At 53.4% G+C, this 14,953-nt stretch carries 13 protein-coding genes; 2 read left to right on the top strand and 11 right to left on the bottom strand.

Features of this window, described 5'->3' with window-relative positions:
* The 5 genes from ACFO9Q_RS21945 to ACFO9Q_RS21925 all read right to left on the bottom strand — a co-directional run bounded on the left by ACFO9Q_RS21945 (nt 1) and on the right by ACFO9Q_RS21925 (nt 5,325).
* On the bottom strand, nt 1-1,110 hold the full coding sequence (locus ACFO9Q_RS21945; protein WP_379185724.1) for an acyl-CoA dehydrogenase family protein: 1,110 nt from the start codon (nt 1,108-1,110) through the stop codon (nt 1-3).
* Between the two features lie 16 nt (nt 1,111-1,126).
* Nucleotides 1,127-2,017: a 3-hydroxybutyryl-CoA dehydrogenase gene (locus ACFO9Q_RS21940; protein WP_379185736.1), complete on the bottom strand. Its 891-nt coding sequence runs from the start codon at nt 2,015-2,017 to the stop codon at nt 1,127-1,129.
* Nucleotides 2,018-2,361: 344 nt separating this feature from the next.
* Nucleotides 2,362-3,567, bottom strand: a complete 1,206-nt coding sequence (locus ACFO9Q_RS21935) for an acetyl-CoA C-acetyltransferase (RefSeq protein WP_379185735.1) — start codon at nt 3,565-3,567, stop codon at nt 2,362-2,364.
* Nucleotides 3,560-4,621, bottom strand: a complete 1,062-nt coding sequence (locus tag ACFO9Q_RS21930; protein ID WP_379185723.1) for an acyl-CoA dehydrogenase family protein — start codon at nt 4,619-4,621, stop codon at nt 3,560-3,562. Before ACFO9Q_RS21930 ends, ACFO9Q_RS21935 begins: the two co-directional genes overlap by 8 nt.
* Nucleotides 4,622-4,806: 185 nt before the next feature.
* Nucleotides 4,807-5,325, bottom strand: coding sequence for a hypothetical protein (locus ACFO9Q_RS21925; protein WP_379185722.1), 519 nt, complete (start codon nt 5,323-5,325; stop codon nt 4,807-4,809).
* 134 nt (nt 5,326-5,459) lie between these two features.
* Here ACFO9Q_RS21925 and ACFO9Q_RS21920 point away from each other — a divergent pair, with 134 nt between their 5' ends.
* Together ACFO9Q_RS21920 and ACFO9Q_RS21915 are read left to right on the top strand one after the other, a co-directional pair.
* Entirely contained in the window at nt 5,460-5,645 is a 186-nt protein-coding gene (locus ACFO9Q_RS21920) for a hypothetical protein (protein ID WP_379185721.1), read from the top strand.
* A gap of 91 nt (nt 5,646-5,736) precedes the next feature.
* On the top strand, nt 5,737-6,714 hold the full coding sequence (locus tag ACFO9Q_RS21915) for an HD-GYP domain-containing protein (protein WP_379185720.1): 978 nt from the start codon (nt 5,737-5,739) through the stop codon (nt 6,712-6,714).
* Between the two features lie 68 nt (nt 6,715-6,782).
* Here the strand turns inward: ACFO9Q_RS21915 and ACFO9Q_RS21910 are convergent, their stop codons facing one another.
* From ACFO9Q_RS21910 to ACFO9Q_RS21885, 6 genes are all read right to left on the bottom strand, one after another.
* Nucleotides 6,783-7,442: a tetratricopeptide repeat protein gene (locus tag ACFO9Q_RS21910; RefSeq protein WP_379185719.1), complete on the bottom strand. Its 660-nt coding sequence runs from the start codon at nt 7,440-7,442 to the stop codon at nt 6,783-6,785.
* Nucleotides 7,443-7,541: 99 nt separating this feature from the next.
* Nucleotides 7,542-8,261: a hypothetical protein gene (locus tag ACFO9Q_RS21905; RefSeq protein WP_379185718.1), complete on the bottom strand. Its 720-nt coding sequence runs from the start codon at nt 8,259-8,261 to the stop codon at nt 7,542-7,544.
* A gap of 184 nt (nt 8,262-8,445) precedes the next feature.
* Nucleotides 8,446-9,726, bottom strand: coding sequence for an HD domain-containing phosphohydrolase (locus ACFO9Q_RS21900; RefSeq protein WP_379185717.1), 1,281 nt, complete (start codon nt 9,724-9,726; stop codon nt 8,446-8,448).
* Nucleotides 9,727-10,540: 814 nt separating this feature from the next.
* Nucleotides 10,541-11,143: a DUF5317 domain-containing protein gene (locus ACFO9Q_RS21895; protein ID WP_379185716.1), complete on the bottom strand. Its 603-nt coding sequence runs from the start codon at nt 11,141-11,143 to the stop codon at nt 10,541-10,543.
* Nucleotides 11,144-11,385: 242 nt separating this feature from the next.
* On the bottom strand, nt 11,386-12,108 hold the full coding sequence (locus ACFO9Q_RS21890) for a hypothetical protein (RefSeq protein WP_379185715.1): 723 nt from the start codon (nt 12,106-12,108) through the stop codon (nt 11,386-11,388).
* An 18-nt stretch (nt 12,109-12,126) separates the two neighbouring features.
* Nucleotides 12,127-14,763: an Ig-like domain-containing protein gene (locus ACFO9Q_RS21885; protein ID WP_379185714.1), complete on the bottom strand. Its 2,637-nt coding sequence runs from the start codon at nt 14,761-14,763 to the stop codon at nt 12,127-12,129.
* Nucleotides 14,764-14,953 lie beyond the last annotated feature (190 nt).

Below are 14,953 nucleotides of genomic sequence, written 5' to 3'. Positions count from 1 at the left end.
CTATCTCAGCATCATATTGCTAATGACCAACCGATGAATCTCATTCGTCCCTTCATAGATCTGTGTCACCTTCGCATCGCGGAAGTACCGGGCGAGCGGCAGACTGTTGTCGCAGGCCGAGGCCCCAAGCAGGCGAATAACTTGACCGGTAACCGCTACGGCGGTATCGGAGGCGAACATCTTCGCCATGGAGGCTTCCTTCGTGCAAGGCCGGCCGGCTTGCTTCAGGGAAGCGGCGCGGTAGACGAGGAGGCGCGCCGCTTCGACCTGCGCAGCCAGCTCTGCTAGCTGCGCTTGCCTCGAGGGCGAGGGAGGCGCTAGCGGCAGCGCCGCCTCCAGAGCTGCTTCGGCGATGCCAAGCGCCTGCGCGGCAATGCCGATTCGGCCGCCGTCGAGCGCGGCGAGCGCGATGGCGAAGCCTTGTCCTTCCCGGCCAAGACGCTGCGCTGCCGGCACGGCCATCCCTTCATAGGCAAGCTCGCACGTGTTCGAGCCATGCAGCCCCATCTTGCGCTCCGGCGGACCAATGCGAAGGCCCGGCGTCCCCTTCTCGATGAGGAAGGCGGTAATGCCGCGCGATCTGGCTCCCTTCTCGGTGACGGCGAAGGTGAGATAGAGATCTGCCGCACCGGCGTTGGTTATGAAGATTTTGGAACCATTCAGGGTATAGCATTCGTCGTCGCGAACAGCAGTCGTGCGCATGGATGCGGCGTCTGAGCCCGCTTCGGCCTCGGTCAAGGCGAAGGCGCCAAGCCATTGTCCCGATGCAAGCCTCCGCACATAATGCTGCCGCTGAGCTTCGGTGCCCTCTTCAACGATCGGCAGGGTGCCCACAGATGTGTGCACCGACAGAATAACGCCGAGCGCAGCGCTGACCTTCGAGATCTCATGGATGGCCGCAATATAAGAGATATAGTCGCCCCCAGCCCCACCAAGCTCCCGAGCAATCGGGATGCCCATCCAGCCCCGCGCCCTCACCGCTCGCAGCAGTTGGGCCGGGAACTGCTCCTGCTCCTCCATCCCCTGCACAGCCGCTGCAACCTCTCCCTTGGCAAAAAGGCGAACTTCCTCACGCAGCGCCTCCTGCTCCTCCGTGAACCGCAGCTCCATAGCTGCACTCTCCTCCCTACACTTCCCCGTACGTGTAGAAGCCGCGACCTGTCTTCCTGCCGAGCCAGCCCGCTGCCACGTACTGCTTGAGGAGAGGGCATGCCCGATACTTGGAATCGCCTCCGAACCCGGCATGGAGGGTCTCCATAATAGATAGACACGTATCTAGTCCGATGAAGTCAGCAAGCGTCAGCGGTCCCATCGGATGGCTCATGCCTAGCTTCATCACTTGATCAATGGCTGCCGGCTCTGCAACCCCTTCGTATACCGCATAGATCGCTTCATTAATCATAGGCATCAAGATGCGATTGGACACGAATCCCGGTGAGTCCCGAACCTCAATCGGGGTCTTGCCCAGAGAGGTAGCGAGCGTGACCGTCTCCTCGAACACTTCGTCACTCGTCGCAAGTCCCCTTATCACCTCGACCAGGGGCATGACAGGGACAGGGTTCATGAAGTGCATGCCGACGACTTGGCTCGGTCTGCGGGTTGCAGCAGCGAGCGTCGTTATCGGAACAGAGGACGTATTGCTCGCCAGAATAGCATGCGGCGGACATCTCGCATCCAGTGTCTCGAACAGCTGAAGCTTCAGCTCCAGCTGCTCAGGCACGGCTTCAATGACTAGATCTGCCCAAGGCGCTCCCTCCTCCATATCGCCGGTCAAGGAGATCCGTCCGGCAATCTCGGCTGCTCGCTCCGAGGTCATGCGCCCCTTCGCTACGCTGCGGGCCAAGCTGGCCTGGATGCTGCCCAGTCCGCGCTCTGCGGCTTGAAGGGATAGATCACAGAGGATAACGGAGTACCCGCCTGCGGCAGCAACCTGGGCAATGCCGCTTCCCATCTGTCCAGCTCCGGCTACCATGATAGATTGAATGGCTTCCTTGGATGGTCTGGATGGCAACGGCATGAATGGCTTGGATTGGTCGGATGGGTTGGATGGGTTGGATGGGTTGGATGGGTTGTATAGCTCTGTAGGCATGAATGACTCGGATGAACTAGATGGCTCTATTGGCTCGGTGGGGTCTCTCATAGCAGTCTCCTCCTCCCCTATGTCTCTGCATCCCCTGTATCTGATGCATCTCCTGCATCCCCTGTATCTCATGCATCTCCTGCATCCCCTGTATCTCATGCATCTCCTGCATCTCGTGTATCTCGTGCATCTCTTGTATTTCGTGTATCTCGTGAATCTCCTACATCTCGTGCATCTCCTATATGTCCTGCATCTCTTCCGTCTCCTCTGCTACTCCCCAGCTAGCCTTCGACTCGCACAAGCAGCGCGTCTCCTTGGCCGCCCCCGCTGCAGATGGCTGCGATGCCAAGTCCGCCGCCCCGTCTGCGGAGCTCGTGAATCAAGGTCAGCACAATCCTCGCTCCGCTTGCTCCAATAGGGTGACCGAGTGCTATCGCTCCCCCGTTCACATTGACCCGTTCAGCAGGCCAAGGCACATGCCGGCCGCAAGCCAGCACGACGGCAGCGAACGCTTCGTTCACTTCCCAGAGATCTATCGCTGCTGCCGAGTATCCCGTCTGATGGAGAAGCTTCTGTACCGCAAGCGCTGGAGCGGTCACGAAGTTCGGTGCTTCCACGCCTATCTCCGCGTGGCCTAGGATAACTGCGTATCCCTGTCGTCCTTCCCGCTCAGCCAGCTCCTTCGAGAGGACGACAACAGCTGCGGCTCCATCGTTCACACCAGGAGCGTTGCCTGCTGTAATCGTACCGTCACTGCCCGTAATTGAAGGCAATCCAGCCAGCTTGGAAGCATGGGTATCCGGTCTGGGACCCTCGTCGCTCTGCCCGGTATTAGCGCTATTAGTAGCAGAGGCCCCTTGCTTGCCCTCGCCCCCCGACTCTCCCTGCACAATCTCTTCGGCAAGCCTGCCTGCCCCGGCAGCAGAGACGGCTAGGACGTGGCTCCGCAGCGCCCACTCATCCTGCTCTTGCCGGCTGATGCCATACTCAGCCGCTACTCGATTGCCATGCTGTGCCATTAAGACATGGTCATAGGCACACGTTAATCCATCTTGAATGAGCAGATCCGTCAGCTTCGTATGCCCCATCCGGCTTCCCCACCTCGTACTATAGCTGGCATATGGAATATTGCTCATGCTCTCCATACCGCCTGCCACGATTCGCTGGGCTCCGCCGCAGCGAATGATCTGATGCGCGAGCGTAATCGCTCGAAGTCCAGATGCGCAGACCTTGTTAATCGTCTCTGCGGGGACACTCCAATCCAGGCCCGCTAGTCGGGCTGCCTGCCTGGCTGGATTCTGTCCGGCCCCCGCTTGCACCGCCATACCTATCAACACCTGATCCACCTCGGCCCCATTCGTCGCGGTACGCTGAATAGCTCCTTGAATGGCAATAGCTCCAAGCTCTGCGGCTGAAGCGCTGCGGAATATGCCGCCCAGCTTCCCGAAGGCTGTCCTTGCACCTCCGGCGATGACGGTCTCATGCATGACCGCACCGCCCTCTGTTGCCGCTGCTAGGCAGGTAAGCCCCAATGCTCTGTGCGTCTCTCATGTAGCGCTCCACCCGGTACTCGCGCATATAGCCGTATCCGCCGAAGATCTGAACCGCTTCAGTCGTAATTGCAGCCGCTGCCTCCGCAGCGAACCTGCCTGCAATGTCGGCCTGCTTCCAGCAGGAGAGTCCTTCATCCATCCTCCACGCTGCCTGATAGGCAAGCAATCTGGCTGCTTCCAGCTTCGCTGCCATATCAGCGATCTTGAACGCGATCGCCTGGTGCTGGCCGATTCGCTTACCGAACTGGCTGCGGCTCTTGGCATAAGCGGCAGCTGCTTCCATTGCAGCCTGAGCGACTCCAACAGCCTGCACAGCCGAGCTTAAGAGCTCCAGATCTGGAAGTGCAGGACCGTCTCCATGCTGCTTGAGCAGCAGCAGCTGATCCTTAGCTGCTCGGCAGTCCAGGAATTGAAGCTCTCTCGTAGACAGGGAGCGCAGCCCCAGCTTGCTCTCCTGGGCACCCAGTTCGAATCCAGCGGCAGTCAGGTTCAGCATCAGGGCAGCTCCGTGGTCTGGCAGCAGGATGACGTAGAGATCTGCAGAGCCGGCATTGGCAATATGACGGCAGACCCCTCCCAGCACGAGTTCCTCTCCCAGCAGTTCGCAGCCTTCCATACTCGCATAAGCTGCGAGCTGCTTGCCTTCCGCAAGCTCACGAAGAATAAGGCCCCTTCGCTCTTCACATTGCTGCCTTGAGATAATGAGTGAAGCATGAACATGCGCAGCTAGTGAAGCACCGGTTGAAGCGCACACCCGCGACAGCTCCTCCACCGTTATCGCATAGGTCAGCCAGTCGCTGCCCGCGCCGCCTTCCTGCTCCGGCCACGGAATTCCGGTCAGTCCAATGCGGGCTAACTGATTGAATACATTCTTGTCGTACTGCTCTTCCTCATCCCGCACACTTGCCCCAGCGGCAAGCTCCCCCTCAGCGAATTCTCTTACCGTGCTTCGCACCCATTCCGCATCCTCACTCAGCTCGAATCTCACCCGCCGCTCTCCTCCCTTCCCTATCCCTTGGACAAAGTTCGACGGTATCCGCATGTATTATCTTATGAGGGAGATGAAGGCCGCATGATACAATTGTTGCTCCAATAGAGTCTGCAGCGACTGATGTGGACACGATGAAGAGCCCTCTACATCCATGTAGAAGGCTCTAGGTCCCTGTAAGCAGGCTATATGGAATTAAGACGACCAAGCGTCTTGACGACGTGTCCAATCAACCGAGATAGATCCTCCATCTGATCCTCATTAATTCGGCTGGGGAAGTTCACAGTAATCGTATTGCTGTACAGCTTAGGCTCGGAGCCATAATTGTAGCTAATCGTCTGTAGCGGCTCGACCTCTGGCTGCCAGACCTCTTCAATGATCCGGGAGATCAGCTCGCATCTAGCAGGCATGTCTGGATGCAACATGTAGAATCGGACCTGCAGCGTGCAGCCAGGCTGCTCCCCGGTCATCTCCAGTATCTCAGCCGCCAGGTCCTTAAGTGATGCTTCCAGGTACACCTCAGCGAGCACATCGCTGTTCAAGCCCGTCTGCTTGAACTCAAGAGCGAAGTGTCTGGACATGAGTGCCAGCTCTAATCGATCCATTCGATTCGTCACGGCAATCTGCCCCGTTAGATTGTCCAGGTCATAGACTTCATTCTCAATCGCCACCTTGAGGTTATCGAATACAGTAGGATCGAACATGGATGGGGTCTCCTTTCTTTTCACACACACACACACACCACATTGTATCACAATCTCTAAGCTCTCCTCTGTTACTCTCCCCACGCAATTGGGTAATTGGACTTATACGGATACACATGAGAGGAGAGAACGTTATGTATATGAATCAGCCTGAACCAACGGAGCTGCCTGACATTCATCCTGATAAGCCTGAGGTCACTCCGCCGTCCGTGCCTGAATTCGAACCTCCGGAGCATCCGAAGCCAGAAGTGACTCCTCAGCCAATTCCTGAAGTAGAGCCGACTACGATACCAGAGCTTCCTCCTAATGAGGAAGAATAGCCTTAATCCTGCAAGATGTGGTTCCTTCCAATATAAGGTCTATGATAAACTATGGCTAGCTTGCTTATGTTGACAATTGGAGTGAACACCCTTGCGCTTGATATCAATCAACCACTATGACCAGAATACGATGCAGCTAGCGAAGCCTGTCTATGATTCAAGGCGCAGAATTCTACTTGCTGAAGGAACGACGATCCATCCTAAGTATCTCGAGCGGCTGAGAGCGATTCATATCTCTCATCTTATTGTAGAGGATAAGGAATCTGAAGGCATTACGCTGGAAGAGATGCTAGATATGCCGACCTGGCTTAACATTATGAGCATTGTGAAGCAGTGCTTCGACGCGATTCGATTGCAGCAGCCTATACCGCTCCGAAGTGTCCTTCAATGTATCGGACAACTGCTAGGCGAGCTAAGAACCCGCCCTATCCTGCTCCCTATCCCTTCAACCGTCATTGGCCAGGAGATGAGGATCTATGCGCATGCTGTGAACGTGTGCCTAATGTCCCTCCAGGTTGGCAAGCATCTAGGCTACACGGAGCTGCAGCTTCGGGATCTGGCTCTCGGATGCATTCTTCATGATATTGGCAAGGCTGCGGAGCTGGATGATCCGGCCAAGCACCCGGAGAAGGGCTTCGAGATTATGCGAAGCGTGTGGGAGATTAGCATTGTATCTGCGCATGTAGCCTTCCAGCATCATGAGACGATCGATGGCAGAGGCTACCCCCGCGGCATTCAAGGAGACCAAGTGCATAGATATGCTCAGATCTGCGCGCTGTGCAACTTGTATGATCACTTAATTACTGATGAGGGTGTTCAGCCTCATGAAGCCATCGAAGTCATTATGGGGCAGAACGGAATGACTTACTCCGAAGCTATCGTCCACGCCTTCCTCAAGGCCATTCCGCCCTATCCTCCTGGCACGAAGATTCAGCTTAGCGATGGGCAGGATGCCATCGTCACCCGTATCCGCACACCCTTGCAGCGACCGGACATTCGTTATCTGGAGAGCTTGGAGGAGCTGTCACTGTCGGAGCACCCTACGGTTATGATTGTATCTGCCAAGTAATCGGAAGACCCCAGCGCCAATATGATGGCACTGGGGTCTTGTCGTGTATGGGTCCGGAAGGCTTATCGTTACAATTCGCCGTACATTGCTCTCTGCGCCTTGCTCACGGCGTCAGCTTCGTCTGTCATGCCGCGCTCTATATACAACGTATTCAGCCGATCCATAATCTCCGTTCGTTCTTCCCGTTCCTGCACATGCTCGAGTGCTTGCTTCAGAATGTGGATAGCGCGATCGGTGTCTCTGAGTTCTGGTTCACCGAACAGCCAGTACATATCGGACCAGGCCATCCAGCCCCAGCCCCATTCCGGATTCTCCTTCAGGTACGCTTCGAACAGCTCATTCCCCTTCGGCGCATCCCCCAGCTTATAGTGCATCTCCGCAATCGTCTGTCTTCGGTTCCACTGGTTGTAATCATCCTTGTCGCTGGAGGAAGCGAGGTACTCTGAACAGAAGGCCAGCCTTCTCTCCGCCCAATTGCTATGCTCATCCGATAGATTAGCTAATGCCATATCGAAGTCTGAAGACCAGTTGTAGACGGGTTCAGGACCGCCTGTTAGCTCCTCATCGAAGGCTTCCATCGTGTCTGGCCCTTCTGTACGCATCACTTCCTTAATCGCTTGCCATAGCTTCCACCAGTGCTCGCAGGCCTGCTCGGTATGACCGGCTTTTAAGTCATTATATCCTGCTTGCATGAGCTGAATCATGTTTGTATGCTCTGCTTGCTTCATTCTATCCACCACCCCGCTGCGTTTTTTCACATCCCTAATAGTAGCAAACTAGCGGATGCAATTCCAACTGCAGCGGGGCTTCTTGTATTATTGACTTCGTTAACGCCTCTTCGAACGCATGACGGGGACTGAACCTGTGCGACGGCTGCTGCGGGTAGCAGCTGCATTCACCACTTGACCTCTAGATTTGCCTCCGGATTTACTCCCTGACTTGTTGCCGCCAGACTGGTTGTCACTCTTATTGTTTTTGTTATCTTTTTTAATGGAGCGGATATGACTAATCTGGACTCTAACAATTTCCTGGTCCTTAGTTACTAACAATACTGTATTCTGACGAACTTCAGCCAAGAAGCCTTCTACCTTCTCAGGCCCGCCCCAGTTCATCTGAACGAAGTTGTTCGTGAGCTGTCTAAGCACACCTCGGAAGTTATTCGCCTGTATGAATGGATCTCGTCCACCATTCGTCAAGTTTCCATCTTTGTTGCCGTCCTTTACTACAGTCACACTTTTAATATGATCTGTGCTTACATAGACGACACCTTCCTTCGCCAGCAAGACAAGATAGTCGCTTTTGACAGCTAGCAGCTTCCCTTGTATAGACTCTGGACCTCCGCGGTTAATTTTGACAACCTGCCCTACCAGCTCCCCTAGTCCATTCACACGGCCATTACTGCGATTGCCGCGGCTGCCGTCGCTGCGGTCCCCCGAGCTTTTGTCATTGTGCTTGCATTTGTCTTTGCTCTTGCCGCAACCACAGCTGCAATAATACTTATCACTGTAGTAACAGCCCGTCCAGAATGGATCCTGCCACCAGAACATGCAATCATCCTCCATCTCTCCCCCCAAGTTATCCTGAGGGATTATTTGTAATCTATTTATATGTATCCAGTCGGCATACGGTACTAGATTAATAGACTATTTTGGATAGATTGGGGCATCTGTGTGTATAAAAAAAAAACCTGCAGAGGTCATTCCCCTCCACAAGTCATTACTCAATTCCTGTCTACACCTGCTCTGCAGCAGCGGAAGCTTGCTTCCTGCTCAGAATCGTGTTCTTCACATACGTCATGAACTGCGCCGCAAGCTCTGGATCGAAGTGCGAGCCGGAGCATACCTGGAGCTCCTCAAGTGCTTCCTCATACGTCTTCGTACGTTGATAAGGCCTCTCTGTCGTCATCGCATCGAAGGAATCAATAATACAGAGCAGACGGGCCAGCCGCGGAATCTCTTCGCCCTTCAAGCCATGCGGATAACCCTTGCCGTCATATCGTTCATGATGAAGCTCGACGAGCGGAACAAGCTCGCGGTACCTTCCTGAAGCAAGCAAGATCTCCTTCCCCCAAGTGACATGCTTCTTCACCATCTCCCACTCGCCCTCGGTGAGTCTCGACTTCTTGTTCAGAATGTCACGGGGAATCTCAATCTTACCGATGTCATGAATGAAGGCCCCCAGCACGAGCAGCCTGCGATCCTCTTCATTCAACTGCAGGAACTCTGCAATATCCAGCGCATACGAATAGACCCGCTTGGAGTGCTTGTACGTATAGATATCCTTCGACATGAAGATCCTGACCTGCTGCTCGATCTCCTCAAGATCCTTAGCATGTCCCTCCGGAAGAGCATTGGTGTCCGCCCTCTCACTGTGCATCCATACTGTATTCTTCCCCTTGGACTTGGATATGTACTGAGCTTGGTCGGCATGGTCAATGAGCTGAGACTTATCGTACAGGTCCTGCTTCATCTCCGCAATGCCGGCGGAGAAGGAGATGCAGCCATGAGGGAACACTTCAACTCCGGTGAAGGTAGAATCATTCGTCTTGCGACGCAGTACGTTAATAAATTCCCTCCCTTCCGCCTCCGTTAATCCTGGCATTATGATCGAGAATTCCTCGCCGCCGTAGCGGGCAGCCGTGAATCCCTTAAGCTCACACTCTTCTCTAACGAGATTGCCGAAGAAGCTGAGCAGCCGGTCTCCTTGAAGATGTCCGAAGCTGTCATTGTACCGCTTGAAGTCATCCAGATCGAGCAGAGCAAGCGAGAACGTCTTGTGATCATCCCGGTACAGCTTCATATGCTCCTCAAGCTTGTCCTCGAAGTAGCTGTGGCTGAACAAGCTCGTTCGCTGATCCTTGTTAGCCTTCTCGCTCATCTGACTATAGATTAAGAATAGCTGTTGGAAGGCATGAGACAATAGCATACCAATGGATAAGAACAGGAACAACCCGAACAGTCGGTTGTTCGTAATTAGGATAACAAGCACGAGCGACAGCAACAGCGTGCTCAAATATGCGAACAAGGCGTCCTTAATAATTTCCTTAATAATGATAAATAGCTTCCCCTTGTATAGCAGGAAATAGTATATCCCTACCATCAAGACATTCAGTATGAAATACACACTAAGCGCCAATATGTATGCAATTAAGTTATTGGATTGGAAAGTGCCTGGTGTCCCTTCTAACAGTCGGAAAGTAACGGCAGAGCCTAAAATCATAAACGTGTAGATGGAAAAATTAAGCACGTGCTTCCACCATGCGACCTTACGTCGGTTAATGGCAAAAATAATAGAGCTGATAAATAATATTAATAGAGTAAACTTGTCACCATAAATAAATATACAAGCTAGAAAAACGGAGGAATCCATCGACTGCTGATTGCCTTCAGGAGGAATCTGAAACATAAAATGTTGAAAAATTAATACGGCTCCTACCATCGCATAGATTAAAATCCAATCCGATAGTCCGTATTGTGCGTAGGATTCTCTTAACGTTGTTGCGAAGCACAAGATTCCCGCAACAGATAATACAATCGCATAGCGATGTCCCGGCTGCCGAAGTCCTATTATTAACTTCAAAATAGTTCCTCTAGCGACATTCACGACTCTCAGCTCCTTGGGCACCGAAGATATATTGAAAAAGGAAACACGTCACAACGACATGTTTCCTTAATATTAACCTATTCTATTAAGAGATGTAAGAGAAATTAACCAATGCGGAAACCAGATGTCAGAGCGATAACAACGGAAGCTACGATAACCGTATTCAGCGCTAGACGTGCGAAGTTGATTTTTTTCATGGGATGTGCTCCTTTCTTCATTAAGATTAATTATGTATGTGAAGGGTCTTGGATGTACGAAGGTTGTTCTTAGCCGTACTCTGTCTCAGCATGATGGACTTGAGATACATGAAGATCCCCACGTTCATAATGATGTCCCCTATGCTAATTGCCTGAGTCCGAGGATAAGGAGGAGAGAGCGGGATGATGTCTCCCAGGAAGCCTAGCCTCGTCGTATGATCCAGCAGGATGTGCTTGGATACGACAGTGCCCTCTTGCAGCATCTGCAGATAGACAGGGTCGAGTACCGAAGCGGCCTCGACAGAGACCGGCATCTTGCCGCCGTTCACGAGCATGACCAGGAAGTTCAGGAATACGCCTAGGAAAATAAACCAAAAGCCGTCTTCTCTTCGATTCAGCCACAATACCGTCAGTCCAGCCACATAGATCAGGATGAACATCCATCCGTTGAACTGCAGGAAGAAGCTGCTGTTCTCTTGCAAATAAAATACAAGAAACTGGGCGGCGAGCAGTACGGGGAAGATTAATCCTCCGCGAATGCGAAGATTGGCTAGGGCATGCAAGCCGTTCATGAAGCCGTAACGAACAAAGCCGAAAATTAATCCAATCAGTATTCCATCGTAAACCATGGCCTGACTCCTTCAGAAGCTTGATCCGGCGCAGCTCACTATCAGCATGTCCTTAGCTCTTATCGTAGCGCGCCGCCCGTCAACTGTCAACAATTTCCTATAAATTATTTGTCAATCCGAACAGGTTCGTAGGAGGCTGTGCGCTATTGTAGGAGGGATGCGCAATTGCTGTCATTATTCCATGTAAAAGAGACTGGAGCGCACCACGCTCCAATCTCCAGTCTCCAGTCCCAGTCTTCCTATTACTTATCTGAGTACTTAACAAAGTTACTTGCATGCTCTAGCTGCTGCTGAGCTGTTGGAATAGCCTTCTCCGCACGCTGGCTCATTCTCTGTACTCGATCCATGGAGTAGATAATATCTCGAATAACCTTCTTATTCGACTCCAGCACAATCTTCTCCGGGTCGGAAGCCGGTACCGTCGCATTCAGCAGCTCCAGCAGATGCCTGGCGTCCGCAGCTGTAGCACGATAGATATCATACCCGTGCACAGCGCAGTGCGTAATGTTCCTCAAGTTATCTGTCGCAAGCTGCTGGTAGTCCTGAATAATCTCGTCATGGAACACAGCGAACTCCCGGTCGGCAGCAAGCGCCATCTCATCCATCGGATTAAGTCCAGGCAGCGGATCACTAGGCATCTCCTCTATATGACGCAGCACCCTCTCCGTAAGCACAAGGTACTGCTCTACATTCATCTGCATCTGGGCTACCGTCTCGGTGACTTGCTCCATCTTCTTAACCGCCATGAACACGATAAGCAAGTACTGCATATGAACCTTGTGAAAATCAAGCACGTAAGCCGCAGTCGGAGATTGAATCAGCTTCTTAAGGAGCTTATGGATGGTATTGTACTTCTTAATCAACTCCTTGTTGCTGACAACCGCTGCCTTATCCTTATTGCCAAGCGCCTTCTCATTCTCAATCTTGAACTTGTTGCGCAGGCTTAAGGTTACTTCCCAATCCATGCCTATCAGTCCCCTCTCCTACACCGTCAGCACGGCTTGCTCTTCCTCTTCGTCTTCCTTCGTCGGCTGAGGATTAAGCAAGGCATACAGCTGTGCGGCAGCCTCATCCTTGGACTGCAGAATCTGGAGCGCCAGCTCCTTCATTCGCACCTCGGCCTGCAGCATGTCATTCTTCAGCTCCCTCTCTCGAACGGACTGAGCCTGCAGACTGCTAGAGTACTCATCTAGCGCTTCCCCTTGCCCCAGTACCGCCTCCACCACAACCCCGTCTGTACGAAGCACATGATGGTTCGCCGCCATAATGATACCTGGAACGGTAATGGATGTGCCGGTCGCTTCATCCTTATACTCCGAGGTGTAGTCCTTCTTAACTCGCAAGTATTCGGATAGCGGAATCGTCTGTCCATTCTCATCCTTGAACGGCTCCTTCTCAACGAAGGCATGATGACGATCCTGGTAGTCGAATATATTCATCAGCTGATGCATAATCGCATTCTTGACATCCGATATCTTATCTTCTACAACCACTTCATGCAGCAGCGAGTCCAGCTCCGGCAGAGTCACTTCACGATAGTAATTGTTCGGCTTCCCTTCAATCTTCTCATCGCGGAAGAACCCAACCCGCACATCTACGAGATGCAGCAAGGTGATGAACTCCTGATTCATCTGCCGGAACACATAGTTAAGCGTGCGGCTCATATTAATATTCTCAATCTCCCTCACGATGGAGGTCTCTTCCGAGCTTGTATTCTTCACTTCGGAGGTCGTATTAATCTGGAGGTCTCGCCGCGCGGAAGCCTTCGCCACATGCTTCTGCGTGGAGCTCACGATATTCTTCGTCAGCTGCTCGCGAGCCGCATTGGTCGCTCCGCTGGTAGAAGCGCTTGCCGAGGCATTAAGCCAGCCTCCCCATGATACCCCCATGCTTGCCTCGAGCTTGTATTCATTGCTCTCTTCATACCCTGTCTTGTTCGTCGTCTCGCTTCCGATCGACTTCTCGAACTCATCGGCGATATCGTCCGTCACGGAGTCTAGAATAGTCGAGGCGCTCTTCATCGTCTCTTCCTTCTGCGCGTACGTTCGGATACTAATCTTGCTCTTCTCCCCCGGCAGCAAGGAGAACGTCTTCAGCGTGCGTCCTGCGCCGTAATCGGCCAAGAAGGAAGACAGGCGGTACGTCTCAACAAGGATTAGCCGATTCTTCCTTGAACTGACTTCAGGCATGATCGTAACCTTCACCTGCGTACTTGCCTGCATCGTGTTGCCCGAGTGATCCGTCGCACGCGCTCTAATGACACAGAGACCCGGCAAGTCAACCTTGAGCGAAGCCTTCCAGGTGGACCAGTCTCCCGGAGCCTTCTCCACAGCAGGCACATAGACGGGGTTATCATTAATGGATAGCTCTACTAGCTTGATGCCGCCGGCGTCTGCAGCCGTGCCTGTCACCTCTATAACAGCACCTTGAGTATATGAGCCTGCAACTTGAGCATTATCCTGAGGGGAGGTAATGCCAATCGTCGGTGCCGTTGCATCTACACTCACATTCAGGCTGGTCTCCGACTTATTCCCAGCTGCATCGTAGCAGTAAGCCTTGATCGCATGAATACCAGGCGGCACAGAGAGCGGCTTGCTCCATGTCGCGTAGCCGTTCGTCGTATCTGCGAGGACTGGCGTACTGCTGTCCAGCTGCAGCTCCACCCGCTGAACGCCGCGATCATCGGACGCGGTTCCTTGTACGGTAATATTCGCTGCCGGTCCATTATTGGCTGCAAGAGCCGCACCTGCTGCTGGGGAGATAATCTTCACGACAGGAACCGTGCGATCTGGCGCGGGATCCAGTGTGACGTTCACCTTCCTCGAGGAGATGTAGCTGTTAAGTCCCCCTGAGTGATCGGCATCCGCTTGAATGGTAACGGCGCCCTGCTCCGTAATGACAGCGCCGGCTAGCAGCCAGTCGGAGCCTGACAGCTGGGCCTGCCTCCATGGGGCACTACCGATCTTCACCTTCACAGACGAGATCGTTCCTCCGCCCTGAATGACAGAGGCCTTGCCTCTAATATCTACGGTTGCTCCTGTATGAGGGCCGTGTAGGGAAGCTTCCGCAGCTGGAGCGGTGAAGGATACCGAGAGCTTAACCGGTTCCGGATCCAGGGGAGGGTCATCGAGTCCTCCATCATCAATGGGGAGCAATTGATCCACTGGCAGTAGAGCGGCATAAGCCTGTGTGCCGCCCTGCTCCAGTGCAGACGGCTGCTCCTGAAGGAAGCTGCAGGACAATGCGCCTGTCATCGTGCGATGAATGGCAAGCTTGCGGCCATGTCTGGCTTCGAGCTCGACCTCTTCCTCCGTCAGCTCTGCCAGCCGAGTCGTCATTCTCTCTCCTGAGAGTCGTGTCCGGCGCATTAGCTCCAGTGAGTCCAGCGGACCAGCAGGGCTGGCATCCATCATCCTTGCGACTTGCGGGGCGGCCAGCCCTGCAGCTAATGCAGCTCCCGCCGAAGGACTTGGGAGGAAGTTGCTGTCTGCGAAGTCCATCTCAATATACGTTCTGCCGCTGTAGGTTGTCGGTTCAGGCACGTTGTAATTCAGTATTGGCGCTCCGCTCTCCCCGGCCAGCCTTAGACCGCTCGATTGCTTGTTGATGATTGTCATCATAGATCGCTCCTTCGGTTATCGAATCTTGAGGCAGCGGCTTGCTTGAAGCAGGTCGCCGCCGTTCACAATTCGAATTATATAACCGGCGATCGGATGCTGGGGAGGATGAACTATACTCACCCCGGGGGCTGTCTCAAAAGTAGGTGTGCTCACTTGAGGAGACAGCTCGCTAGGATGGAATAGTTGCAAA

Source organism: Paenibacillus sp. GCM10023252 (genome assembly GCF_042653305.1).
Classification (GTDB): Bacteria; Bacillota; Bacilli; order Paenibacillales; family Paenibacillaceae; genus Pristimantibacillus.
The sequence above is the reverse complement of the archived record's forward strand: the minus strand, read 5'-3'. Positions and strand labels throughout refer to the sequence as shown.